This window comes from Gilliamella sp. App6-5 (genome assembly GCF_001690525.1).
In the GTDB taxonomy this organism is placed as follows: Bacteria; Pseudomonadota; Gammaproteobacteria; order Enterobacterales; family Orbaceae; genus Gilliamella; species Gilliamella apicola_H.
In genome coordinates this window covers 111,742-138,566 of the sequence record NZ_LZGT01000004.1, presented here as the reverse complement: position 1 = coordinate 138,566, position 26,825 = coordinate 111,742, and the positions used below count along the sequence as shown (strand labels likewise).

Sequence of the window (26,825 nt, the reverse complement as noted above, 5' to 3'; positions counted from 1 at the left end):
GGTTTTATTCGCTGTTTTCTAATGGTCAAGCAATTTTATAGAGATTAAATTTTTGTGAAAGCGAGAGTTATCAGATGATTAATTCATTAAAACAACAAAAAAAATTATTAAGTATTATAGCGTTAAGTTTAGGGTTAAGTTTAACATTATATCCCAATGCTTATGCTTCTTTTCCTCCTACCTCAATGGATAGTAATACACAGCAGCCAAGTTTGGCTCCTATGCTCGAAACAGTATTACCTTCAGTTGTGAGTATTAAGGTTGAGGGTACTGCGCAAATGCAAAATAATATGCCAGAAGAATTTAGACGTTTTTTTGGTTATCCTGATAGCCAATCAAGATCGTTTACAGGTCTAGGCTCAGGTGTGATTATTGATGCCGAAAAAGGTTATGTTGTGACGAATAATCATGTTATTGATGGTGCCGATAAAATCACGGTTGCTCTTAATGATGGACATGAATATAAAGCAAAGCTAATCGGTAAAGACCCACAAAGTGATATAGCATTGCTTAAAATTGATGATGCAAAAAAATTAATAGCGATTAAATTGGCAGATTCTGATAATTTGCGGGTTGGCGATTATGCTGTTGCTATTGGTAACCCATTTGGTATTGGTCAAACTGTTACTTCTGGGATTATTTCAGCTTTGGCTCGCAGTGGGCTTAATATGAATGGTTTTGAAAATTTTATTCAAACAGATGCTTCAATTAACCAAGGAAACTCTGGTGGGGCACTTGTTAATTTAAATGGTGAACTCGTTGGTATTAATACAGCGATTATTGCGCCAAGTGGTGGTAATGTTGGGATTGGCTTTGCAATTCCTAGTAATATGGTAAAAAGTTTAACATCGCAGCTTATTGAGTTTGGTGAGGTCAAACGTGGTGTGCTTGGCATCAAAGGAAATGAACTGACATCGGATATAGCAAAAGCATTTGATGTTGATGTTCAAAAAGGTGCTTTCGTTAGTGAAGTGATTGAAAATTCAGCGGCACAAGCTGCAGGAATTAAATCTGGCGATATTATTATTTCAATGGACGGTAAACCTGTTGATAGTTTTGCTGAATTACGTGCAAAAATTGCTACAACTGGTGCTGGGCGAACTGTAAAATTAGGCTTAATTCGAGATGGTAAACAAATGTCTGTTGAGGTAAAACTCAAAAACAGCGATGAGGCAGCAACTGAAGCAAAATCATTGCATACTGCTCTTGATGGTGCAACACTTAGTAATGGTGAAATTAAAGGTCAAAAAGGTGTTTTAATTGAAAAGATTGCTAAAAACTCACCCGCTTCTCGACTTAGCTTGCAAGAGGGAGATCTGATTACAGGCGTTAACAAAGGGCGAGTAACTAATATTGCAGAACTTCGCAAAATCATTGATAGTAATCCGTCTGTTATTGCGCTTAATATAGTACGAGGAGATAGCCGAATTTATCTCATTTTAAGATAATTTTCTTCAAACTAGAGGTAATTTAACTGTTTTTCGTCGATGCGTTGGCATCGTCGAAAAACAGTGATTTTAACACTTTTTTATATATGCTAGAATCATTGCTATATCTAATCACTATCATCTGACGGCAATGCTTAAAAAATTTTTATGGCCAATATTAATCGGTGTAGTTTTAGCCGTTGCGTTATTAATTATTTTTCCTTCATTACGAAATGGAAAGCAATTGCATTTTTTTGTTTCTATTTTCAGTAACGAACCTTTAAGTTATTCTGATGCCGTAAAAACTGCTGCGCCCGCAGTAGTTAATATTTATAGTCGCTCAATTAATTCTGTTTCTCAAGAATCACAAGATAGTCCAATTACTCCACTTGGTTCAGGGGTAATAATGAGTGAGCAGGGATATATTGTTACTAATTATCACGTTGTTGAAGATGCAGAGCAAATTATTGTTGCACTGCAAGATGGACGAATTTTTGAGGCTTTATCGGTAGGCTCTGATAAACTTGTTGATCTTGCCGTATTAAAAATAGAAGCCTCTAATATTCCAACTATTGCCATTAATCCTCAGCGTGAGCCGAAGATTGGTGATGTGGTTTTAGCGATAGGTAATCCTTACAATATAGGGCAAACTATCACACAAGGTATTATTAGTGCTACAGGCCGCGATGGGCTAAGCCCATATAGGAGACAGAATTTTATTCAAACTGATGCATCAATAAATCACGGTAATTCTGGCGGAGCACTAGTTAATACTAAAGGTGAATTAATGGGAATTAATACTCTCACCTTTGCAAAAAATTTGGGTAATGATGTTCCGGAAGGGATTGGGTTTGCAATTCCAGCTTCTTTAGCTGTTAAGATCATGAATAAGTTGATTCAGGATGGAAAAATTATTCGTGGTTATATCGGTATTGATGGATTAGAATTTGCGCCAACTCAAAATCCAAGTGATATGCCAGTGGTATTAGGTATTTTAGTCACCAATGTTGAAGGACCTTCTTTACAAGCCGGTATACAAGCTAATGATATCTTGATTATGGTGGATAATAAGCCTGTTAAATCTATTGTTGAAACCATGGATCAAATTGCCGAGTTGAAACCAGGAACGATTGTCCCCATTATTGTTTTGCGAAATGGGGAAAGAATTGAACTACAAGTGACAATAGGTCAGTTATCCGTTTAACAAGTGCCTTTTATTACTTGATTAACTCAAACATTGGTCGTATAATTTGCAGCTTATCTTGTTTTTTAACATTCGTATGGTGTATAGATTTTGCTATTATAGCCATTTATATAGCGATACGAACAAATTTTAGAGGCTTATTATGAAAGAAGGTATCCACCCAGAATACACCGCAATTACAGCAACTTGCTCTTGTGGTAACGTTATTAAAACTCATTCTACTATTGGTCATGATATTCATCTTGATGTATGTGGTGAGTGTCACCCGTTCTATACTGGTAAACAACGTGATGTTGCAACTGGTGGACGTGTAGATAAGTTCAAACAACGTTTTGCTATGGTTGGCGGTAAAAAATAATTTTCCGAAAAACCGTATCTGAAAAGGCGCATAATGCGCCTTTTTGCTTTTTGAAAATTAATATTTTTAGTTAATAATCAATCGAATTCTGGGGTGATGCCTAAATCTTGCATCATTTTTTGTGCTTGTTTGGGAATACCGTCTTCACGGTCTCTTTGTAAATCATCATCACAAGGTAAAGGTTGACCAGTATAAGCATGAAGAAAAGCTTCACATAATAATTCACTATTTGTTGCGTGACGTAAATTATTAACTTGTCTGCGAGTACGCTCATCAGTCAATATTTTTAATACTTTTAACGGAATTGATACTGTAATTTTTTTTACTTGCTCACTTTTTTTACCATGTTCAGCATAAGGGCTTATATATTCGCCATTCCATTCCATCATATTTTCACCAAATTACATCACAAATAATGTGGGCAATTCTAACGTTTTTTTTATCTTTCTGCAATCTACACACCAAGATAGTTAGACATCTAGACATGTTGACGTCTATATTCAGTGTGTTATTCTTGTACAATCTATTCTTGAAGTAAGCAATGTATTATTTAGAGGAGTGTTATTATGGCTAGTCAATCAAACAATCTAAGCCAAGGAACTATTGCTGTTCGCGGTGGGCTCAATACTGATGATCAATATGGCAGTGTCGTACCTGTTATCACACCATCTACTTGTTATCGTTATGAAGAATTTGCTAAATCCAGAGAATTTGATTATGCGCGAAAAGCAAATCCAAGTCGGCGATTGGTGGAAGAAACAGTTGCAAAATTAGAAGGTGGTGCTGATGCTATTTTAACGAACTGTGGCATGTCAGCCATTCACCTTATTAGTGTTGCCTTATTAGCGCCAAATGACTTAGTTGTTGCTCCTCATGATTGTTATGGTGGTAGCTATCGGCTTTTTAATAGTTTAAGTCAGAAAGGTTATTTTAAGGTAAAATTTGTTGATCAGTCTGACTTGGTTGCATTGCAAGAAGCATTAAGCTTACATCCCAAGTTAGTCTTGATTGAGACACCAAGTAATCCATTACTGCGTGTTGTTGATATAAAAAAAATTGCGCAACAAGCGCATGATGTAGGTGCTTTGGTTTTAGTCGATAATACGTTTATGACGCCTATTTTACAAAAGCCATTGGAGCTTGGTGCTGATATTGTTACCCACTCTTGTACTAAATTTTTAAACGGACATTCGGATTTATTAGCAGGGATTTTAGTTTTTAAGGACCAACAACTTGCTACAGATGTTTTATGGTGGGCCAATAATATTGGTACGCTGACTTCATCATTTGATAGTTATCTTTTATTACGTGGATTACGAACCCTTGCTGCGCGTGTAAATTTGCAACAAGACAATGCGCAAAAAGTTGTAGGGTTTCTTGCTAATCATCCAAAAATAGCTAAAGTATTTCATCCCTCTTTACCAACTAATCTTGGACATGATATTGCTAAAAAACAGCAGAAAGGCTTTGGTTCGTTACTCAGTTTTGAATTAGTTGGCGATGCCGATGTCATGCCGAAATTTTTAAAAGCGCTTAATATTTTTACATTGGCTCAATCACTTGGTGGAGTGGAAAGTCTTATATGTCATCCAGCAACAATGACTCATTCAGGTATTAGTGCCGAAGCACGAAAAACGGCTGGGATTTCAGATCAATTATTGCGTATTTCGGTGGGATTGGAAGATATTACTGATTTACTGGCTGATTTACAGCAAGCACTTGAAACAGTATAACTGATTTTTCAGATTATAATTAGGATTGATGATATATCAGATATGTAGACAGGCTATTCCATCAATCCGTTATTAGCAATGATTATTATCACTTTTATTTTGCTGAAATTTTTCTATCTTGTTTTCAATCGCTGTAAAAATTTCATCAATTGAATGCCGTTTTGCTCTACCGCAAAGTTTTGCTATTTCATGACAGACTAAGCATTGTCTTGGTTTGTTGTCGAATTGTGATCGTGACAGGCTTTTTTGTGTAACAATGTCAATAACATCGATATCCCACAAACGTCCTAATGGGTGATTATTTTCAATATCAATACAGTATTTTTTAAGGACATTAGCTGAACATTTTATTGCTATAATAGCTTCTGAACCGGTGATATAGTGATAATGATCTTCATTGATTATTGCGATGTCATTTTGTAAAAAACAGTGATGTAATGTTTTGATTGCCTCGTCAAAAAGATAACGAGCACCGCTACTATTTTTTATAGCACCTGGAATAACTAGGCTTAAGGATATGATGGGATGTTTATAACATATCATTGCCTGGTTTTGGTTTTCCACTCGCTTTTCCTTGGCTAATAGCATTTGCTCAAGGTTAATTGGAGTGCCATCATCAAATTTAATTAGCATTTTTCCATTGGATAAAAACAGTAATAGCATAACACTTTTACATGTCAGGCTATTACTTTATTAATTAAAACTAAAATTAGTCTTTAACTTCACGCACGACATCAATAACTGAACCGTCGCGGAAATGGACAATACCAACAATTTTATCTTTAAACTCGATTGGTTTTGGCTCACCAGTTAAAGATACAGCACGTTGATAAAGCTCTTCAATGCTCATAATTGGTAAATTAGCTGCTTTTAAACGTTCAGCAATTTCTGGACGGTTAGGATTAACCGCAATACCATGGTCAGTTACTAGCACATCAACGCTTTCACCAGGAGTGACTAGTGTTGTTACCTTTTTAATTACCGTTGGAATACGGCTACGAATCAGTGGTGCAACAACGATTGTTAAGTTTGCACCAGCAGCAGTATCACAGTGACCGCCAGACGCACCACGCATAACGCCGTCAGAACCAGTTAATACATTAACATTGTAATTAAGGTCAATTTCTAAAGCACTTAAAATAACAATATCAAGTTCATCAACGCTTGCACCTTTTGATGCTGGGTTCGCATAAACGTTGGTTGATACTTCAATATGATCTTTATTTTTACCTAAAGATTGTCCAGCTGTGCCATCAAAGCTTTGAGTGTCTAATAAACGTTTAACTAATCCTTTTTCATGAAGATCAACAATACTTGCGGTAATACCACCTAATGCAAATGATGCAGTGATATTTTTCGCACGCATACGATTTTCAAGGAAACGCGTTGCCGCAGTTGACGATGCACCCGAACCAGTTTGAATTGAAAAACCATCTTTGAAATAGCCTGAATGTTCAATAACATCAGCTGCATAACGAGCGATCATCAGTTCGCGTGGATTGCTAGTGATACGCGCTGCACCCACACTGATTTTAGTTGGATCACCCACCTCATCAACTTTAACGATATAGTCAACTTGATCTTGGCGAATACTTGCTGGATGGTTAGGATATCCAACAATATCTTCAGTCAGTAGTACCACTTTTTTAGCAAATTGCGCATCAACCATGGCATAACCAAGGGCACCACATTGTGATTTACCTGATACACCATTTGCGTTACCTTGTTCATCGGCAGTTGAAACCGCTAAAAATGCGATATCAATATTAATTTCACCGCTTTGGATAAGTTTTACGCGTCCACCATGAGAATGGATATGAACAGGGTTTTCCATTAAACCGTGTGAAATTGCATCGGCTAATTTACCACGTAGACCAGAGGTATAAATTTTAGTAATGACCCCTGATTCGATATGAGGAATAAGTGCTGAGTTACAACTTAATAATGAACTTGAAGCTAACGTTAAGTTTTTAATGCCTAACTTACTGATCGTTTCAACAACTTTATTGATAACCTTATCACCTTCACGAAATGCATGGTGAAAAGAGATAGTCATACCATCACGTAATTCACATTTTTTGATTGCCTGTTCAATAGAATCACATAATTTACGCGTGTATTTAGAATCATCTTTTAAATAGGGTGTTGTTGCGTTAGCATCAACAAAAGGCGTAATATTCTTGAGATCAGGGTGCTGTTTAAGCAAATCATCAATTTTTTTGTTTATAGAAGTAGTCATTTTTCAATCCTATCAAATTTCTTTACGTACACCGGAATATTTAGCCAACTCGATAACTTTTCTAGCACGAGCAATAATCGGTGCATCAATCATTTTGCCGTTTAAGGAAATAACGCCAAGGCCTTTTCTTTCACCTTCTTCTGCTGCTTCAACTACTTTTTGAGCATGATCAACTTCAGCTGCGGTTGGAGCATACGCATTATGTAATAGTTCAATTTGTCTTGGATTGATCAGTGATTTACCGTTATATCCGAGTTTTTTGATTAAGCTAACTTCTTTTAAGAAACCTTCATCATCATTAACATTTGAATACACCACATCAAAGGCATCAATGCCAGCTACACGTGCTGCATGTAATACTGCGCAGCGAGCATAAAATAACTCAGTACCGTCGCCACGCTCAGTTTGCATATCAACAAGATAGTCAAATGCAGCTAGTGCAATACCGATTAAACGTGGGGAAGATTTAGCAATAGAAACGGCATTAACAACCCCTTGAGCGGATTCAATCGCGGCCATTAATTTAGTGCTGCCCACTTTACGCCCACACTCTTTTTCAATTCTTTCAACGTGTGCTTCTAACTCATGAATATCTTCAGCGCAGTTAGTCATCGGTAAACGTACTACGTCAACACCAGCTCTTACCACTGCTTCAAGGTCTTTTAAACCAAATGGAGTATCAAGGGCGTTGATTCGTACTACTGTTTCAATTCCATGCTCTTTATAAACAGGAAGAAGCAATGTTTGTGCCACTAATAAACGTGCTGAATCTTTTTCTTTAATTGAAACCGCATCTTCAAGATCGAACATGATTGAATCAGGTTTATAAACAAATGAAGTCGATAACATTGCGGCGTTTGCACCTGGAAGAAATAGCATACTTCGACGTAATTTTTTCATAGTAATTTGCTCCAATCTAAGTTTTCTTCTTCTGCGCCACGTAATACTGCACATTGAACTCTGGCTTTAATAGCACAATCAAGTGCACCTTTATCATCAATAATGATTAAACCGTCAGTTACATTAAGCTCATTTAAAGTTTGCTCAACAACTGCCCGGATTTGATCGCCAAATTGTTTATTAACATCACTATTAATAACAATTTCAATTCCCGCGTTTGGCATGACTTTGACTAACAAATCACTTGATTCAAGAGTCCCTGCCATGGCTTCTTTTTGTATTTTCATTTTTTTACCTTTTAAAACGTATTAAATTTTAAATTTATCCAAATTAGCTGAAAGGTAATCCCATGTAGTAGATGGAACCAGCTTTTTTACCTCGTCATATTGCCCAGATGCCAATAATTTTCTCACTAATGAGGCCGATATGATAGTATCGCCTTCAGTTATTCGTGGAACTTCAACAACCGTGATCGCTGTTTTTTCACTGACCGTGTTATCTTCAAGCCAATAAGACATGGCTTCATTATAAGCTTTAGTGACCTCATCATAAGGTTCCGTGCCAACAAATCGATAAGCGATATTAAGTGTTGGTGCAATATAATTCCGGAATATAAGCAGATCGATACCCATATAGGCTCGATCAATTTTTGCCTTATCTTTTAGAAAATAAGTCGGAAATGTTGCTCTTGAAATAATATAAGGCGAGCTAGCATGCACAATAACATTTTTTATGTGTTTAGTACCATCTTGAACTAATTTTAAACGTGTATCAAATGAAAATTGTGATGCATTTTCATTGACGACAAAAACATGTAACCAATCACATTGGCTGGCTGCATATTGTACAAGATATTGATGACCTTTAGTAAAAGGATTGGCATTCATAACAATACTGCCAATCTTTTTTCCGTTTTTTTGTTGTGCGTGTAGTTGCTTACAATACTGTTTAATACCAACAGGATTATTTTCCATTAAGACAGCAAGATCGGTTATTTCAACAATAGGGTAAAAACCACATCCTTTAAAAAAATCTATATTTTCAGGTTTTGTATATAAAAAAAGGTGAAAATAGCCACTTTCGTTAGCATATTTTATGGTGTGATCCATTAAAGTGAGATTTAGTTGATTGCCACGATAATCAGGATCAATAGCAACGCACTTTATAGTATTACGATCAATCCCTGCACAAGCTATAATTTTAGTGTCAATTTTTACGACCATAAAAATGGTAACTTGTGAATCTAAATTAAGATCAGAGCGATATAATAGTTGCTCAATTTCTTGATAATCTTGTTTTGATTTGGAAATATCAACAACAGTGTAATCAACTAAATCATACATAATGTTACCCTTTTTCTGCTACAACAGAGTTAGTTAAACGCCCAATCTTGGTAATTTCAACTTCAATAATATCCCCATCTTGCATAAACACAGGAGGGTGACGTTTTTTACCCACTCCACCAGGTGAACCAGTAAGAATGACATCCCCAGGCGATAAATGAGTAAATGTACTGATATATGAAATTAATTCAGGCACAGTATGCACAAGATTTTTGATAGAATCATGTTGCATTTGCTCGCCATTTAAATAAGTGGTTAAAGATAATTCTTTTGGATCAGGGATCTCATCACTTGTTGTAATACATGGGCCGAATGCGCCAGTGCTTGGCCAATTTTTACCAGCGGTAAACCATGTATACTGCCAGTCACGAATAGAACCATCCATATAACAGCTATAACCTGCTACATATGATAACGCATCTTCTTGCTTAATACGAAAACCTGTTTTACCAATAATAATTGCTAATTCGCCTTCATAATCTAATTCATTAGTAATGGCTGGTTTAATAATATTGGTTTTGTGACCAGTTTGTGAGTCAGGAAAACGAACGAAAAGTGTCGGTGCGGAGCTAGTTTCATTAAATTCTGCTCGTTTTTCAGCATAGTTCATACCAACACATAAAATTTTGTTTGGATTTGGAATGACGGGTAAATAAGTAATGTCTTGTTCATCAATGTCACTTGGGGCATTAAGGTAGGTTTTGGCAATAGATAGTCCTTCTTTATCGGCAAGTAGTGATTTTAAATCGGTATATTTATCACCTAATTTTTGCTTTAAATCAACAATACCGTTATGAGTAAGAAGACCAAAACTTGCTCTACCAGAGACAAGATAACTGACAAGCTTCATGAAAACTCCTTAAAAGCTGTTTGTGCTAATTGTAACTATAAAATAAACAACCTTAGTATAAACTAAGGTTGTTCTTTAATGTGTAAAATCTATACTAAGAAATTGCCGAGAATAAGTAATGATACTGAAACATTGATTGCCCCACCGATACGCGTTGCAATTTGTGCAAATGGCATTAATTCCATACGTTCTGCAGCAGTTAAGATTGCCACGTCACCCGTTCCGCCTTGACCACTTTGACAACAAGAAATAACAGCAGCATCAACAGGATACATACCAAGTTTTTTAGCAACAAAGAAACCAGTAGTAACCAAACTAACAACTGTACAAACAATAACAATTAGGTTTGTGATTGTGAATGCATCTACAATTTTTTCCCAAGGCGTGATTGCAACACCTACCGCAAATAAAATTGGGTAAGTAACAGAAGTTTGGAAAAATTTATAAACAACCTGTGAACCACTTAATACTTTAGGTGAAACACCAGATACTAATTTAACAAAAACTGCTGCAAATAGCATTCCTACTGGAGCTGGAATACCAGTCACTTTGTGACCAATCATACCAACCATATAAAGAATAGCTGCTAATAATACACCTGAAGCGAATGTAGTTACATCAATAATTGATTCAGTTTTAGCTGCTTTTTTATCAGCAACTTCATCATCTGCAGGTAATAGTCGACCATTACCAGTTAAGTGCGGATAAGCTTTACCGATACGATTAAGAATACCACCACAAATAATACCAGTTAAACCGCCTAACATTACGATTGGTAACACACGACCAAGCGCATCACCTTGCTCCATACCTAAAATTGAAGCATATCCGATTGAAAGAGGAATCGCACCTTCACCAACACCACCGGCCATAATAGGTAATACTAAGAAGAAGAATGTTTCAAATGGTGTTAAACCAAGTAAATAACCAACGCCTACACCAACAAGCATACCAACGATTTCGCCACATACCATTGGGCCGAAGATTTTTAAGAATCCTTGGATAAGTGTTTTCTTATCCATATTCATAATACTACCCACGATGATACAACATATATATAAATAAAGAATATGTGTATCTTTATAGAATTTTTTTGTTGCAACAACGACTGGTTCAGGAAGAATACCATAATAAACTAATGCAGAAGGAATAAAGGTTGCACAAATTGCGGCAGCACCCATTTTCCCAACGATTGGTAAGCGTTTACCGATTTCACCACATAAAAAACCAAAAAAAGCACAAGTCACTACCATGACAACAATTTCACTAGGCAATTTACCAGTTACTAATACTTCACTAAAGATAAGGATGCCCGCAATAATAAATAATGGTAGTGGAATGACACCAATTTTATAGTTGTCCATAAGGCGCCACCAATTATATGGCCAACCTGTTAGCTTTTCTTCAAAGGGCTTACTCGTTGATTCTTTTAAATTATGTTTATTTTCAAGTGACTTGAAATCCGCCATTTATTTTTTCTCCAAAATGATTTTACTTATTCAAATTTAATAGGCATATCTTTACAAAAAATTAATGAAATTTTTGTGATATAAATCATAAATTAACTGTGGTTTTTATGGTTTTAAAGGATATATGTTTTTTAATGCTGTGATACACTTATTTGAACTTAATTTGAAAAGCAAATACAAAAATGCGAAGGAAAATTCACTTATCATTTACCACAAAACTTTTTTTATCGCTTTTGTTCTTTTCGCTGATTGTTCTTGCGCTATTACAAAGTTATATTTGGAGCACAACTGAAACAAATTTGTATCGTAGTTTGGGCGAAAAAGCACAGATTCAAGCAAAAGAGTTATCCGTTTTACCAAGTTTAATTGAATATGTCAAAGACAAAGACACAAATAAAATAGCTAATTTAATCACAGATATATTTAAACAAAGTGATGCAAGCTATATTGTTATTGGCGATGCGAATGCCAACCGCTTATTCCATACAGCTAATAGCCCTTTACATTCCCCCATGGTTGGAGGGGATAATCAAGAGGTTCTTAACGGTAATAGTAGCATCACCATTAGTGAGGGGTCTCTTGGTCTAGCATTAAGGGGAAAAGCCCCAATTATTGAAAACGGTAGGATTATCGGTATAGTCTCGGTCGGCTATATGATTGATGATATTTATGCATTGCATATAAAACAGTTTATACCGTTTATTGCATTTTGTTCTTTATTGTTTTTAGCCTTATTTATCTTTTCATACTGTTTTTCAAAAGCAATTAAAAAACAGATGTTTAATTTAGAACCTAAAGCAATCGCACTACTGGTAAAAAGCCAAAAGTCGATCATGGAATCGATTTTTGAAGGTGTTATTGCCATTGATCTTAATTATAAAATTATCAATATTAATCAATCTGCTCGGACAATGTTAGATATTAAGATAAATGATGACGAATTACATGAACATGATTTAAGCGAATTTATCACCTCAAGTGACTTTATCTATAAAAAAGAAAATCAAACAGAAGACATACACGATCATATATGCTATTTCAATAACATGATTGTTATTGCCAGTCGAGTTCGAGTGGTTGTTGATGATAAAATTCAAGGTTGGGTAATTACTTTTCGTAATTTTGATGATATTAATGTATTAGGCATGCAATTAACGCAAGTAACACAATATGTCGATAATTTACGCGCATTAAGGCACGAGCATCTTAATTGGTTAGCAACTTTGTCGGGTTTAATTTATATGAAACGGTATGAAGAAGCGCAATCTTTTATCGCATTGCATTCTGCTGATAATCAAAGTAATTTAGACTTTATTACCGCACATTTTAAGGTACCAGCTGTATGTGGTTTGTTAATTGGTAAATATGCAAAATCACATGAAATTGGTTTAAATCTATTATTTGATCCTGCATGCCAATTAAGTGCATTACCTTCACTTATCACCGAAACAGAATTTATGTCAATTTTAGGTAATTTGCTTGATAATGCCTTTAATGCCAGTTTGAAAAATGATCTTGGTGATAAAACAATTTATTTATATCTTAGTGATGCAACAGATGAAATTGTACTTGAGATCAGTGACCAAGGTTGTGGTATTGATGAAAATATTCGTGATTCCATTTTTGAACCTGGCGTTACATCTCAAGAGGGTAAAGAGCATGGCATTGGTTTACACCTTGTTTCAACCTATATAAAAAAGGCTAATGGTTATATTACATTTGAAGATAATACACCGTATGGAACGATTTTTTCTGTATTTATTCCCAAATAATCGAAAGGTAATTGTATGAACACATTCCAAGAAAATATTATCAAAGTACTGATTGTAGAAGATGAGCCAATATTAGCCGAATTAAATGCAGAGTTTATTCAAAAAGACACAAAAGTCAACGTCATTGGTATCGCATCAAACCTAGAAGAAGCCAAAATAATGGTTGAAAAGCTAAAACCAACCTTAATTTTACTTGATAACTATTTACCAGATGGTAAAGGAATAGAGTTATTTGAATATATCATCAACAATCATTTAGATTGCTATGTTATTTTTATTACCGCTGCAAGTGATATGGATACGTGTAGTAAAGCAATTCGTTTAGGCTCGTTTGATTATTTGATTAAACCTGTCTCTTATCAACGATTAAAGCATTCGCTTGAGCGTTTTGAACTCTTTTTATATCGACAAAGTTTACAAAAACACGTTAATCAGCGAAAAATTGATGAGCTTTTCAATTTGCAAACTAAAGACTTTGTTAATATGAACCGACACTCAAAAGGCATTGAGGAAATCACATTACAAAAAGTGAAAGACATTTTTATGCAGAGTGATAAAGCTCTCACCGTTGACGAAATAGTAGAGAAAGCCAATATTAGCAAAACAACTGCTAGGCGATATTTAGAATATTGTGTCCAAATCAAATTATTAACAGTCGAACTTAATCACGGAAAAATTGGTCGTCCAGAAAGATTATATAGACGTTTAGGAAAATAAATATTTAAGTTAAGATAATTTTCATATAGTGATTTATCTTCTATATAATTGATAATTATATAAATATGCTTATTTGTTATTTTAACTGCCAAATATTTGATGCTAGATTGAACTAACCTAGTTGTCAGATAGTTAAATTTTGCAGTACCAAATGATAAGGAGTAAGCGTATGTCTTTAGCTATAGGAAAGATCGTTACTAATGAAAATAACGAGATTGGCAAAAATGGAGAATTTATCCGTCAAACTAACCGTTTTGATACACCATTTGGTGATAAACCCGGACAGTTACCCATTGAAGCAAGTCGTTATCGTTTAATTTGGGCAGCTATTTGCCCTTGGGCACACCGCTCAATGATAGCTATTAAATTATTAGGGTTAGACGATGTAATTAGTATCGGTAAAGTAAGTCCGATTAGAACTTCTAATGGCTGGGAATTTTCGCTTGATGTTGGCGGTGTTGATCCTGTACTGGGTATTCGTTATCTACCTGAAATCTATGCTTCAACAGATCCTGAATATGATGGCAGGGCGACAGTGCCAACCGTTGTCGATGTAAAAACAGGCAAAGTGGTCAACAACGATTATTTTAAGCTGACTTATTATTGGGCAACTGCATTTAAACCTTTCCATAAAACGGACGCACCCGACCTTTATCCTGAACAATTACGAGCGGATATTGATGCGCTAAACGATGTAATATTCCATGAAGTCAATAATGGCGTATATAAAGCGGGTTTTGCACGTTCGCAAAAAGCATATGAAGATGCTTATCATCTTGTTTTTAATCGATTAGATAAGCTAGAACAGCGTTTGAGTCAATCACGTTATCTGTTTGGTGATAAAATAACTGATTCTGATATTCGCCTCTATGTGACATTGGCTCGATTTGATGTTGCCTACTATGGTGCATTTAAAACCAATCGTAACCGAATTATCGACTATCCTAACTTATGGGCTTATGCTCGAGATCTTTATCAAATGCCTGCTTTTGGGGAAACAACTGATTTTGAAGCAATAAAAAAAGGCTATTTTTTGGGCGATAATGCGCATAATCCTTATGATATTTTACCCTTAGGTCCAGATGTGAGTCATTGGCATACACCACATAACCGAGATAAACAGTTTAGTTCAAGTCACTAATTTAGTTAATGGGATAATGATAATGCCAAATATATTAGATGTTGGATTGATTTTTACTCAAATCCCAATGTTACTTGGTTATTTGCCTGTAACTCTTTTTATTACTTTTTTCTCGATGTTACTTGGGGTAATGCTCGGTCTGATTATTGCTATCATCAAAATGAATAAAATACCGATATTATCACAAATAGCAGCGGTATTTGTCTCTTTTATAAGAGGAACGCCATTATTAGTACAGCTCTATTTAAGCTTTTATGGTATTCCTATCTTACTGCGTTATATCAATTATTTTTATGATACTCACTATAATATTAATGGCATATCCCCAATATTTTTTGTGTTAATTGCCTTTTCGTTTAACGAGGCAGCCTATAATTCAGAAACAATCCGCGCCGCATTACAGTCTGTGAATAAAGGTCAGATTGAAGCTGCGCAATCATTGGGCATGACCTATAGCCAATTGTTACGTAGAATTGTCATTCCTGAAGCTATTATTGTGGCCTTACCTAATTTAGGTAATGCGCTAATTGGTTTACTAAAAGGCACATCATTAGCGTTTGTCTGTTCGGTGACCGAAATGACCGGTCGAGGGAAAACTTTAGCTGGGCATAATTATCGTTATTTTGAAGTTTATATTTCATTGGCATTAATTTACTGGGCATTAACCATTATTATTGAACTGATTATGAAATATTTAGAAAAGCGTTTAACCATTTCTGACAGTGTTAACACTCCAAGTTATCGCCGAGGAAAATTATTATGATTAATGTGCAAAATTTAACATTATCTTTTCATCATAATCTGATATTGGATCACCTTAATTTTCACATTCATCCCCATGAAATTGTCGCGATTATTGGGGCATCCGGTGCCGGTAAATCAACGCTATTAAGGTGTTTAAATTTATTAGAAAAACCACAACAAGGTAAGATCCGTATTGATCATTTTGAATTTGATGTCAGTTGTAGAAAAAGGCATAAAATTGTCGCATTTCGTCAGCAAACAGCAATGGTGTTTCAACAATTCAACTTATTTCAACAAAAAAATGCGTTAGAAAATGTTATGGAAGGGCTAATGATTGTGAAAAAATACCCAAAGGATAAAGCTCAACAGATAGCCTATGAAAAATTGGCTCAGGTTGGTCTTGCTGAGCGAATTTATCATTATCCAAAACAATTATCAGGTGGGCAACAGCAACGAGTTGCAATTGCCAGAGCATTAGCTATGGAACCGAAAGTGTTATTGCTTGATGAGCCCACCTCGGCACTTGATCCTGAACTAGTGGGTGAAGTGTTAGCAACCATCAAAATAGCCGCTAAATCAGGTATTACTATGATGTTAGTTTCTCATGAAATGAGTTTTGTGCATGACATTGCAACTCGGGTGTTATTTTTAGATAAAGGACAAATCATTGAAGATGGTTCACCGCAGCAGGTGTTTTCAAATCCAACTCAACCAAGAACGAAAGATTTTTTAGCTAGATATTATTCTGCTGGGCATATAGATTATGAAATTTAATAAATGGAGTATGGATGAATATTATTATTCAGCAACATTGTGATGGGATTAATTGGCAAGAAGTTGCTGATTTACTCGCTTTTTATGGACTCAGTTCATTGGATGCTAAGACACAAGAGCAAGTGTTTCGTAATAGCTATGCTGTTGTATTTTTACTGGAACAAGATCGCATTGTAGGTGTTGGGCGTGCATTATCTGATGGTGTTTGTCAGGCGGCTATATATAACATTGCATTAGCAAAACACCTACATGGACAACAGTATGGACGGCTGATTGTTGATAAACTCGTTGAACAAGTAAAACAGTGCAATATCATTCTTTACACCCATCCACAAACTGTCAAGTTTTATAAAAAATTAGGCTTTGCAGTAATGAAAACGGGCATGGCACGTTATCAGGTTGATCATCTAACTGATATGAAAAACATGGGGTTTATTTAAAATATCGATAAAAAACAGTTCAAAATTGAGCTAAATTTACAGGGGGAATAGCTTTATGAATTACAAAAAATGGTTAAGTATTTTAGCAGTAGGGTCTTTATTATTAACTGGCTGTGATAATCAAAAGAAGGCCTCAGAGGCAAAAGGTAAAGAAACAATTATTATTGCAACATCGGGCGCGCCGAGCCCATTCACCACAGTAGATGAGAAAGGTGAGTTAATGGGGTATGATATTGATGTGGTAAAAGCCATATTTGCCAAGCTACCACAATATGAAATTAGCTTCGAACTTACTGAGTTTCCATCGGTTTTAGCCGGGCTTGATGCGCAGCGTTATCAGGTGGGTGCCAATAATTATGCTATGAATGAAAAGCGCAAAGAAAAGTATTTTTATTCTGATCCTATTTTTAAAAACCAATACGCCATTGCGGTGGCAAAAAACAATAACGATATTAAACATTTTGCCGATCTGAATGGCAAATCAACCGAAGTGACACCAGGATTGAATTATGCCACCGCATTAGAGCTTTATAATGAGCAGCATCCTAATAATCCTGTCAAAATTATTTATAGTGAGGCCGACTTATTGCCCGTACTGCAACATGTTGAAATTGGACAATATGATTTCCAATTAATCGATAAAGTGATGCTATCACAATTGATTAACGAACATAATCTTAACCTTAAAATAATAGAATTAAACAAAGAAGATGCTGATCGTATTGGTTCGCCATACAGTTACTTATTGATCAGTAAAGGAGCTAAAGGCGAACAATTAACTAAAGATATCAATGAGGGTATCACAAAGATCATTAGCAATGGTGAATTATCGAAAATAAGTGATCACTATTTTCGTGCTGATTACTCACCTAAATAATCAATTTTTCTATTCTTTTGGATTGATAATCGATTCTTTTATGCTCATGGCAGATAAATATCGGTTATCACCTCATCAGGTCGAATATTTAAGCCAACATTGACATAATGAAAAATCGAAGCAAAGTATCGAGCAAATATTTAATGGACAGATTTTATTAAAAAATAGCAACAAAAAATTATTAAAATCAATTTGATATATGATTTTTTGATGTCTTTTAACACTGTATCCAAAGCTTTTCATTAAAAGTCTAATCAAAACTGCCTTAGGATTCATATTATCGATAATACCTACCTTCTTGAGAGCATTTTTATTTGTCCATTTAATATAAATATTTTTTATAACTCCAAAAAAAGATTGAAATCACACGTTGATTAGGTAAGGATAATTAACTGTGATTTTTTATACCGCATTATGTATACACATATTGTGCAACCATGCCTTTAAGGCTGATGCAATAAATAATAAGGGGTCAACATGTTTAGTAAAGATATGACTATTGCCGAGTATGATAAGGAATTGTGGGATGCTATTAAAGGCGAAGAGCAGCGTCAAGAAGATCACCTTGAGCTGATCGCATCAGAAAATTATACCAGTCCACGTGTAATGCAGGCGCAAGGCTCACAACTCACCAATAAATATGCCGAAGGTTATCCAGGGAAACGTTATTATGGTGGTTGTGAATATGTTGATATTGTTGAAAAATTAGCAATTGAACGTGCTAAGGCCTTATTTGGCGCTGATTATGCTAATGTGCAACCGCATTCAGGTTCGCAGGCCAATTTTGCGGTTTACATGGCACTATTAAAAACCGGCGATACTGTTTTAGGTATGAATCTATCAGAAGGTGGGCATTTGACACATGGTTCGCCGGTTAGCTTTTCTGGCAAGCTTTATCATATTGTGGATTATGGGGTTGATGATTCAGGGTGCATTGATTATGAAAAGCTAGCTAAAACAGCTCAAGAGTATAAACCGAAAATGATTATTGGTGGGTTTTCGGCTTATTCTGGGGTGGTGGATTGGAAGCGTATGCGTGAAATCGCTGATAGTGTGGGGGCTTATTTATTTGTGGATATGGCGCATGTAGCAGGTTTGGTTGCCGCAGGTGTTTATCCAAATCCGGTGCCTTATGCACACGTTGTGACTACAACAACCCATAAAACCCTTGGTGGCCCACGCGGTGGATTGATTTTAGCTAAAGATGGCAGTGAAGAATTATATAAAAAGTTAAATTCGGCTGTCTTTCCAGGAGCGCAAGGTGGACCTTTAATGCATGTGATTGCCGCTAAAGCGGTGGCATTAAAAGAAGCAATGGAACCCGCTTATAAAGAATATCAACAGCAAGTGGTTAAAAATGCTAAAACGATGGTTGACGTGATTGTACAACGCGGTTATAAAGTGGTTTCTGGTGAAACACATAATCATCTGTTTTTAATTGATTTAGTCGATAAAAATATCACCGGTAAAGAAGCTGATGCTGCTTTGGGGAGTGCCAATATTACTGTCAATAAAAATAGTGTACCTAAAGATCCACAAAGCCCGTTTGTGACATCAGGCGTGCGTATTGGTACGCCAGCTATTACTCGCCGAGGCTTTAAAGAAGCTGAGTCCCGTGATTTGGCAAATTGGATTTGTGATGTTTTAGATAATATTGATGATGAACAAGCCATTCAAGCAGTAAAAGACAAAGTTTTAGCTATTTGTCGCCGTTTACCCGTTTATCAGCATTAACTACTAGTTAATTTCGCCGACTGTTGTCGGCGAAATGGTTTGTTGATTTTATTTGTCAATATTGGTCGTTGTGTCAGTTTTATTTTGGGTTTGTTCTTGATTGTGTTGCTCGATATAGCGGTCAAGGTAACCTTCATGCCATAACCACCCCGCGGTTGATCCAACACCAAGTAAAATAGCTAACCAAAAAGTAACGATCAGCTTTTGGTGGCGCTGTTTCATAGGATCATGCAAATTACGCTTTGCATTTGTTGGTAGTTCGGCTTTGCTGGTCAGTAAGCCACCTAGCATTAAGTTGATTTTAACTTGCCCGTTAATAGCCCAGCCTGATGCTTCAAGCAGTGGACCAAGGGTTCTTCGGCGTAATTTTAACCATGCCAAAATAACAGAAGGGCCAGAAATAATCAGGAATAATCCAACAAAGAACAAAGGAAATTGCCACCAAGTGAGCGAAAAAATCGCTTGAAAAATCGAAGCTAATGCCGTGCCAATTGCGCCAACGGCTAAACCGATTGCCGCAAAAATGCCGACGCTTTTACCAATATCAAATTTATTGGCTGGGTTTTGCAATGCTTGTTCACTCGATTTTTCAACATCGGCATCTTTGCTGCTTGCCCATTTGTTAATTTGTTCGGTAATACAGCGCCCAATGCGCTGATATGGTGCCAAAATCGCTTGCTGAATGCTAATTGGTTTAGTGATTATTTTAACGACATTGGCATCCCAATCGTTCCCATCATTGTCGATAAACACACCATTGCGACCTTCAATTAATAGATCTCCTTGCCCAGCGGTCATGGCCGCGGCAATCAGCTGTTTTTGTCCATGCCGTGTACATTCGCAATAAAGTAAACAAAGCTCGGAATAATTTGCCATGGTTGCGTGTTTGGCAATATTATCAACCGCAACACAAAGAGTTGCACAGCGACCATCTATATAAAGATTCCCCAGTTGAAAGGCAGCTCGAGTTTTTGGTGAGAAGAAGTCCGCAAACGAGACAAAGTTAACCAGTAAACGGTAAAGATGTTTATGAAACAGGATTAATTTTTCTAACACTAGCACGTCTGATGCGGATATTGGTGTTTTGTTGTCCTGTTCAACCATTTGCTTAAATTCGTTGAGTAAATCATCGTTAACTAGATTGATAATGACGTTATTTGACATATCTTCTATACTGGCAGAAGGTTCAGTTTCAACGGTTAATTGTGCTATTTTAGGCTTAGCGCTAATAAGAGTAGCGTAAGCTTGCAAACTTTGTTGAATATCTTGCCATTCTTGCTGTGTTAGTTGATCCGGATTGGATAAGGATGACGCCACTAATGTTTTAAATCGGCTGATTTTAGTTTTCCAAAGCGGATTAAGGCCATTGACGAGATCAAGCGCATTGGTTGTATCGATTTTTGATAGTGGTAACTCGGCTAAAGCTTTGTCAGACAGTAATCCATTTTGTGTTGGTACGATATATTTTTCGTCGACGTTGAGCGCAGTTTGTGCTTGTGGTGCGTATTGTGCCAGTTCAACACGTAAAAAATAATCATCAATTTTGGGTTTTAATAGCTGGATTAATTTCCAAATTTCGGCGGTATCTTTCCCAAATGGGGTTTGTGTGTTACTTATTTTGTTTTGCCATTGTAACCATGTTTTTAAGTTGTCTACAAAGGTAGTAGCTATGTTTAAATCAATGCCATCTTGTCCACTCATATCTTTTTGCGCCCCCGTGGTTTTGATTGCCGTTTGAATAAACGTTTGCATGTCGGGCGATAATTCAGTTGATGCAGGAAAGATTAAATCACCATTGTAAAGTTTGTCAGCATTGATTTTTATACACTGCTGTATGTCATCTTGCGTTAAATAATCCAACTGACTTTTATTTAAGCTTGCTAAAATGCTATCAGCGGTGACAGAGAGCTTTTTTCCTGATGGAGTTGATGCGTTAATTTGTGATAATGGGAGTGTTTCATTCATTTTTAAAATACTATCAAATGAAATAATTTTATCTCGAGTCCAACTGATGGCATCTAAAATATCAGGTATGCGAATACGTCCATCATTGTCCGAATCAAGTAGGGCTAAAGTTCGCTTATCAAAATCTAAGCCTGTTGTTGGGCAACTTAGAGCAACCCATAATTTAGGGTCTAAATCAGGTAAATTGATAATGTCATTGGCACTTTTAAATACAACTTGATCAAGTCCACCAACGCGTTGAAATGTCCACATATGGCTCATAATAATCTCCATACCGAGCGAATTAATATTTTTATTAATTAATATAACAGTATTTGTGTTTTTTTATAGAATAGAACAGTAATTTCTAATATTTGTGACACCTATTAGTGTATCTTTGGTATTTGATTTAGTTGCCTTTGGCAACTTTATGATAGAATAATGCCTTATTACTTAATATCCAAAAAAAAATCACTAATATGTCATTAATTAATCTTACCAATGCCTATCTTTCATTTAGCGATGCGCCATTGCTTGATCATATCGATATGTCTATTGAACCAAACGAGCGTGTTTGTCTTGTTGGTCGCAATGGTGCCGGCAAATCAACGTTACTTAAAGTGCTAAATAAAGAAGTACCATTAGATGAAGGGAACATTATTTATGAAAATAATGTGATTGTTTCACGCTTACAGCAAGATCCTCCTCGCGATGTGCAAGGCAATGTATTTGATTTTGTAGCAGAAGGATTACATGAGCAAGCACAGTTATTACGAGATTATTATGATTTAGTCCATCGGGTTGAGCACGATCCTTGCGAAAGTAATTTGGCTAAATTAGCAAAAATGCAAGAGCAGTTAGATCATCAAAATGGCTGGCAATTAGATAGTCGTATTCGTAATGTTATTTCGTCGTTGTCGCTTGACGGTGATGCCTTGTTATCTTCGCTATCTGGTGGCTGGCTGCGTAAAGCTGCTTTAGCTAAAGCGTTGGTTTGTCAGCCATCGGTTTTATTGCTCGATGAACCAACAAACCATTTAGATATTCAAACCATAAAATGGTTGGAAGAGTTTTTGAAAAGCTTTAATGGCAGTATTGTGTTTATTTCTCATGATCGTTCGTTTATTCGACAAATGGCAACGCGTATTATTGATTTAGATCGGGGAAAAATTGCCTCTTGGAGCGGTAACTACGATAACTATTTACTTGGTAAAGAAGAAGCTCTGCGCGTTGAAGAGTTGCAAAATGCTGAATTTGATAAAAAATTGGCTCAAGAAGAGGTCTGGATTCGCCAAGGTATTAAAGCACGCCGTACACGTAATGAAGGACGCGTGCGGGCATTAAAAGCAATGCGCCAAGAGTATAGCGAGCGTCGCCAAGTGATGGGTAGTGCCAAAATGCAAATTGAAGAGGCATTACGTTCAGGAAAAATCGTTTTTGAGCTTGAAAATGTGACCTATCAAATTGAAGATAAGCTGCTAGTTAATGATTTTACTGTGCAAGTATTGCGTGGTGATAAAATTGCCCTGATTGGTCCTAATGGTATCGGTAAAACAACTTTGTTAAAACTGATGTTAGGTAATTTAATACCAACATCAGGTAGCGTGCATTGCGGTACCAAGCTTGAAGTGGCTTATTTTGATCAATATCGGTTAGAGCTCGATCCTGAAAAAACCGTGATGGATAATTTAGCTGAAGGTAAACAAGAAGTGATGGTTAATGGACGATCACGTCATGTACTTGGTTATCTGCAAGATTTTTTATTCCCGCCAAAACGCGCCCGAACACCTGTTCGTGCATTATCAGGTGGGGAGCGTAATCGTTTATTGCTGGCTAAATTATTTTTAAAGCCTAGTAATTTATTAATACTTGATGAACCGACCAATGATCTGGATATTGAAACGCTGGAATTGTTAGAAGAGTTGGTTAATGATTATCAGGGAACAGTCTTACTAGTTAGTCATGATCGGCAGTTTGTTGATAATGTGGTTACCCAATGTTGGTTTTTTGAGGACAAAGGGCATATTGGTATTTATGCCGGTGGTTATGCCGATGCTCTGCAACAACAGCAACAAGCACAACCGGTTAAAGTAGCGGCAGTTAATGATGTCAAACAGCCTAAAAAAGCATTAAGCACGGCGAATAACAAAAGCAATGATCAAGCCACTAAAAAAAAGGTTAAGCTGAGTTATAATGAACAACGAGAGTTAACACAATTACCAAGCAAAATAGAACAATTAGAATTAGCCATTGCTGATTTACAAGCACAGATTAGTCAAAGCGACTTTTTTAATCAACCCCACGAGGTTACAGGTCCAATCTTACAATCTTTGACCGACAAAGAAGCCGAATTAGAATCTGCTTTTGAACGCTGGGAACAGTTAGAGTCTTTAAGTAAATCATAATGTAAGAGTGTTATTTTCAGCATTATTTATTGGCGTTATATAATAAATAATGCTGTTTCTGAGCTTTAAGATTTTTATAAAATGGTTTTATTATTCCACAATTTTCTAGAACAAAGACAGAAAAATAACAACGCAATAATAACGAAAACGGCGCCAACAAAACCAATATCCTCCGTTGATAGTAAAATTAATACTTTACTACCTATAAAAGCGCCTCCGCCTATTCCAATATTGTAAATACCTGAATAAACAGATGTGGCAATATCGGTTGCATCGGGCGCTGCATCGATGACTTTGCTTTGCATGACCATGCCAATAATGGTAATCGAAAGCCCCCAGATCAAACATTGAATGATTGCGGTATAAAGTGTGAACGAACAGACATAAAGTGATAATAAACAAGCGATCAATGACAACATAGGGATCACTAAAATGGCGGTTGGATTTTTTTCGGCGTATTTTGCAAAAATAACGCTGCCAATCATGCCAGAAAAACCGACTACTAACAATAAAGCGACGATAACATTTTGATTAAATCCGCCAACATCTTTCATAAATGGCGTAATGTAGGTATAAGCAGTGAAGTGGCCAGCAATTATAATGGCTATTAATAGATAAATGTTTAGCAGTATTGGGCGTTTTAATACCATTGGAATATCTTTGATAGAGATAATATCCATGCTTGGTACAGTAGGCAATAAGCGGAGTAGTAATATCATCACGCAAAAAGCGATACCAGCAATACATAAAAAAGTCACACGCCAGCCAACGAGTTGTCCTATGATGGTGCCAATTGGAATGCCTAGAATGGTTGCCATCGATACGCCAATAACAATAAAGCCCATGGCTTTAGCTTTTTTACCATTGGGCGCTAACCGAACGGCAAGTGGTGTTGTAATTGCCCAAAATACCGCATGAGCACAAGCAATACCAATTCTTGCTACCATCAAACTGTAAAAATTCCACGCAAATCCAGCTAAAATATGACTACCAATAAATAGGCAAAATAAAAGGATGAGTAGCTTTCTTCGTTCCATTTTTGACGTTAATACTGTGAGTGGCAATGATAATAACGAGACAGCCCACGCATAAATGGTGAGTAATAATCCAGCATGAGCCACATCCATTGAAAAGCTTTCAGCAATATTAGGTAATAGCCCAACGGGTACAAATTCCGTTGTATTAAAAATAAATGCCGCAAATGCAAGGCAAAGAATTGATGACCAAATGCGAGATCGGGTAATACTATTGTTCATGATTAAGAGTATGGAGGGAAGATTAGATTATGTTTGATTATAACTGAATATTTTTGTCTATAAAATAGCTGCCATGAATAAATCTTAAAGTAAACTGCCACCACTCTGGGATTGGGTGGCGAAGTATCATTGTTGCTATTTATGCTAATGCTTTAGCAGCCGCTAGGGCTTTATCATAATTAGGTTCTGAAGATGTTTCTTTAACATATTCAACATAAGCAATTTTGTCATTTTTATCAATAACAAATACGGCACGAGAAAGTAAACGTAGCTCTTCAATAACAGTGCCATATTTTAAACCAAAATCCAGATCTTTATGGTCAGAAGTGACTTTGACCACATCAATGCCTTCAGCCGCACAATAGCGATTTAATGCAAAAGGTAAATCAACACTAATTGAAAATATCACGGTATCTTTTAGTTTTGCTGTTTCTGCATTGAAGCGGTGAACTTGGGCACTACATACCGAAGTATCAATGGATGGTACCGAATTAATAATTCTGATTTTACCTTTAAAATCGGATAATTTAATGGGTTTCATTGCTAAATCTTGCACGATAAAATCGGGTGCTATGTCACCAACGTTGATTTTGGGACCTAACAAAGTAATGGGGGCTCCACGCATAGTAACTTCATTGACTCTTTTTTGCATAACTGTTTCCTTTGGGGGATAATAATTGTGTTGTAATAAGTTTCAGTGTTGATAGGATAACGACGTTCAATGCATTAAAGATTTTGCACCTATTGGCGTTGATTCAATATAGACCTAAACAGGCTACTGAGCAATAGCGCTATCATGTTTTTAGTGATGAATTAGCCAATTTCAACTATTGTTAATAATGTTGTTTTTTTAATGTAATTAAATTATTTCTATTTTGTATGTTTATTAGACAATGGTATATAATGCCAGTCCCTTTCTTTACTCTTATATCAACACAATGAATCAATTACTTATTACTGTTTGTTTACTGACTTTTAGTAATGTTTTTATGACTTTTGCGTGGTATGGGCATTTGCGGTTTTTACATAACCAAGTTTGGCTAGTGGCGGTGTTTGCTAGCTGGGGGATTGCGTTATTTGAGTATTTATTGCAAGTGCCTGCTAATCGCATTGGTTTTCAGGTTGCCAGCGCAAGTCAATTAAAGATTATTCAGGAAGTAATTAGTTTGTCTGTTTTTATCCCTTTTTCAATTTATATTTTAAAAGAGCCATTTAAGACAGACTATATTTGGGCGGGTTTGTGTCTTTTAGGTGCGGTATTTTTTATGTTCCGCGATAAGATTTTTGCTTAAATTCATTCTAGAACCGTGATAAATATTGAGCATATTTGTCACGGTAATGATCTAAATTAGCCTTTCAAATATTCCACTGTAAATATAATTGTGATGACTATCACATTAAAAATACTCAATCTTTATTAATATGTTGCTGTATTTTATTGTTGAACAGCTATTGATATCTTGCTGACCGTGTTGTTGTTTCATACAAAATCATTAAT

Annotated in this window: 24 protein-coding genes and 1 pseudogene; 14 read left to right on the top strand and 11 right to left on the bottom strand. The window is 36.0% G+C overall.

Going from position 1 to position 26,825, the window contains the following annotated elements:
- Positions 1-74: 74 nt before the first annotated feature.
- From A9G24_RS01055 to rpmE, 3 genes are all read left to right on the top strand, one after another.
- Complete coding sequence (locus A9G24_RS01055; RefSeq protein WP_065637379.1) at positions 75-1,448, top strand: Do family serine endopeptidase; 1,374 nt, start codon at positions 75-77, stop codon at positions 1,446-1,448.
- A gap of 130 nt (positions 1,449-1,578) precedes the next feature.
- Positions 1,579-2,631: an outer membrane-stress sensor serine endopeptidase DegS gene (degS, locus tag A9G24_RS01050; RefSeq protein ID WP_065637378.1), complete on the top strand. Its 1,053-nt coding sequence runs from the start codon at positions 1,579-1,581 to the stop codon at positions 2,629-2,631.
- 142 nt (positions 2,632-2,773) lie between these two features.
- Positions 2,774-2,989: a 50S ribosomal protein L31 gene (gene rpmE, locus A9G24_RS01045; RefSeq protein ID WP_065557564.1), complete on the top strand. Its 216-nt coding sequence runs from the start codon at positions 2,774-2,776 to the stop codon at positions 2,987-2,989.
- A gap of 77 nt (positions 2,990-3,066) precedes the next feature.
- Here the strand turns inward: rpmE and metJ are convergent, their stop codons facing one another.
- On the bottom strand, positions 3,067-3,378 hold the full coding sequence (gene metJ, locus A9G24_RS01040; protein WP_065587588.1) for a met regulon transcriptional regulator MetJ: 312 nt from the start codon (positions 3,376-3,378) through the stop codon (positions 3,067-3,069).
- Between the two features lie 177 nt (positions 3,379-3,555).
- On the opposite strand from metJ, the gene metB reads away from it, so the two are divergent.
- The gene (gene metB, locus A9G24_RS01035; RefSeq protein ID WP_065637377.1) at positions 3,556-4,722 is read left to right on the top strand and encodes a cystathionine gamma-synthase; all 1,167 of its coding nucleotides are present in this window, start codon (positions 3,556-3,558) and stop codon (positions 4,720-4,722) included.
- 72 nt (positions 4,723-4,794) lie between these two features.
- Here metB and citX read toward each other — a convergent pair whose 3' ends face one another.
- The 7 genes and pseudogenes from citX to A9G24_RS01000 form a co-directional block, all read right to left on the bottom strand.
- Entirely contained in the window at positions 4,795-5,355 is a 561-nt protein-coding gene (gene citX, locus A9G24_RS01030; protein WP_176701145.1) for a citrate lyase holo-[acyl-carrier protein] synthase, read from the bottom strand.
- A 76-nt stretch (positions 5,356-5,431) separates the two neighbouring features.
- Entirely contained in the window at positions 5,432-6,961 is a 1,530-nt protein-coding gene (gene citF, locus A9G24_RS01025) for a citrate lyase subunit alpha (RefSeq protein ID WP_065637376.1), read from the bottom strand.
- A 12-nt stretch (positions 6,962-6,973) separates the two neighbouring features.
- The gene (gene citE, locus A9G24_RS01020) at positions 6,974-7,861 is read right to left on the bottom strand and encodes a citrate (pro-3S)-lyase subunit beta (RefSeq protein WP_065637375.1); all 888 of its coding nucleotides are present in this window, start codon (positions 7,859-7,861) and stop codon (positions 6,974-6,976) included.
- Positions 7,858-8,148, bottom strand: coding sequence for a citrate lyase acyl carrier protein (gene citD / locus A9G24_RS01015; protein WP_065637374.1), 291 nt, complete (start codon positions 8,146-8,148; stop codon positions 7,858-7,860). Before citD ends, citE begins: the two co-directional genes overlap by 4 nt.
- A 21-nt stretch (positions 8,149-8,169) precedes the next feature.
- Positions 8,170-9,204: a [citrate (pro-3S)-lyase] ligase gene (gene citC, locus A9G24_RS01010; RefSeq protein ID WP_065637373.1), complete on the bottom strand. Its 1,035-nt coding sequence runs from the start codon at positions 9,202-9,204 to the stop codon at positions 8,170-8,172.
- 4 nt (positions 9,205-9,208) lie between these two features.
- Positions 9,209-10,054, bottom strand: coding sequence for a fumarylacetoacetate hydrolase family protein (locus A9G24_RS01005; protein WP_065637372.1), 846 nt, complete (start codon positions 10,052-10,054; stop codon positions 9,209-9,211).
- An 89-nt stretch (positions 10,055-10,143) separates the two neighbouring features.
- Positions 10,144-11,430, bottom strand: a pseudogene (locus A9G24_RS01000) (2-hydroxycarboxylate transporter family protein); the annotation flags it as partial.
- Positions 11,431-11,705: 275 nt separating this feature from the next.
- On the opposite strand from A9G24_RS01000, the gene A9G24_RS00995 reads away from it, so the two are divergent.
- From A9G24_RS00995 to glyA, 8 genes are all read left to right on the top strand, one after another.
- Positions 11,706-13,295: an ATP-binding protein gene (locus tag A9G24_RS00995; protein WP_065637371.1), complete on the top strand. Its 1,590-nt coding sequence runs from the start codon at positions 11,706-11,708 to the stop codon at positions 13,293-13,295.
- A gap of 15 nt (positions 13,296-13,310) precedes the next feature.
- Positions 13,311-14,012 (top strand): response regulator, encoded by a 702-nt coding sequence (locus A9G24_RS00990; protein ID WP_065637370.1) that lies wholly within the window; start codon positions 13,311-13,313, stop codon positions 14,010-14,012.
- Between the two features lie 169 nt (positions 14,013-14,181).
- Entirely contained in the window at positions 14,182-15,153 is a 972-nt protein-coding gene (locus A9G24_RS00985; protein ID WP_218056174.1) for a glutathione S-transferase family protein, read from the top strand.
- A 22-nt stretch (positions 15,154-15,175) separates the two neighbouring features.
- Positions 15,176-15,916: an amino acid ABC transporter permease gene (locus A9G24_RS00980; protein WP_065587598.1), complete on the top strand. Its 741-nt coding sequence runs from the start codon at positions 15,176-15,178 to the stop codon at positions 15,914-15,916.
- The gene (locus A9G24_RS00975; RefSeq protein ID WP_065587599.1) at positions 15,913-16,671 is read left to right on the top strand and encodes an amino acid ABC transporter ATP-binding protein; all 759 of its coding nucleotides are present in this window, start codon (positions 15,913-15,915) and stop codon (positions 16,669-16,671) included. The genes A9G24_RS00980 and A9G24_RS00975 overlap by 4 nt, the downstream gene beginning before the upstream one ends.
- A gap of 14 nt (positions 16,672-16,685) precedes the next feature.
- Positions 16,686-17,111, top strand: coding sequence for a GNAT family N-acetyltransferase (locus tag A9G24_RS00970; protein WP_065637368.1), 426 nt, complete (start codon positions 16,686-16,688; stop codon positions 17,109-17,111).
- A 55-nt stretch (positions 17,112-17,166) separates the two neighbouring features.
- Positions 17,167-17,988 (top strand): transporter substrate-binding domain-containing protein, encoded by an 822-nt coding sequence (locus A9G24_RS00965; protein WP_065637367.1) that lies wholly within the window; start codon positions 17,167-17,169, stop codon positions 17,986-17,988.
- Positions 17,989-18,465: 477 nt separating this feature from the next.
- Positions 18,466-19,722 (top strand): serine hydroxymethyltransferase, encoded by a 1,257-nt coding sequence (gene glyA / locus A9G24_RS00960; RefSeq protein ID WP_065637366.1) that lies wholly within the window; start codon positions 18,466-18,468, stop codon positions 19,720-19,722.
- Between the two features lie 48 nt (positions 19,723-19,770).
- Here the strand turns inward: glyA and A9G24_RS00955 are convergent, their stop codons facing one another.
- Positions 19,771-21,948 (bottom strand): MerC domain-containing protein, encoded by a 2,178-nt coding sequence (locus tag A9G24_RS00955; protein WP_065637365.1) that lies wholly within the window; start codon positions 21,946-21,948, stop codon positions 19,771-19,773.
- A 197-nt stretch (positions 21,949-22,145) separates the two neighbouring features.
- On the opposite strand from A9G24_RS00955, the gene A9G24_RS00950 reads away from it, so the two are divergent.
- Positions 22,146-24,071 carry an ABC transporter ATP-binding protein gene (locus A9G24_RS00950; protein ID WP_065637364.1) on the top strand — a complete coding sequence of 642 codons (1,926 nt, stop codon included), beginning with the start codon at positions 22,146-22,148 and terminating at the stop codon, positions 24,069-24,071.
- Positions 24,072-24,145: 74 nt separating this feature from the next.
- Here the strand turns inward: A9G24_RS00950 and A9G24_RS00945 are convergent, their stop codons facing one another.
- The gene (locus A9G24_RS00945) at positions 24,146-25,327 is read right to left on the bottom strand and encodes a sugar transporter (protein WP_065637363.1); all 1,182 of its coding nucleotides are present in this window, start codon (positions 25,325-25,327) and stop codon (positions 24,146-24,148) included.
- A gap of 139 nt (positions 25,328-25,466) precedes the next feature.
- The gene (gene tpx, locus A9G24_RS00940; protein WP_065637362.1) at positions 25,467-25,979 is read right to left on the bottom strand and encodes a thiol peroxidase; all 513 of its coding nucleotides are present in this window, start codon (positions 25,977-25,979) and stop codon (positions 25,467-25,469) included.
- 286 nt (positions 25,980-26,265) lie between these two features.
- Between tpx and A9G24_RS00935 the strand changes: the two genes are divergently transcribed.
- On the top strand, positions 26,266-26,619 hold the full coding sequence (locus A9G24_RS00935) for a DMT family protein (RefSeq protein ID WP_065582439.1): 354 nt from the start codon (positions 26,266-26,268) through the stop codon (positions 26,617-26,619).
- The last annotated feature ends 206 nt before the right edge of the window (positions 26,620-26,825 follow it).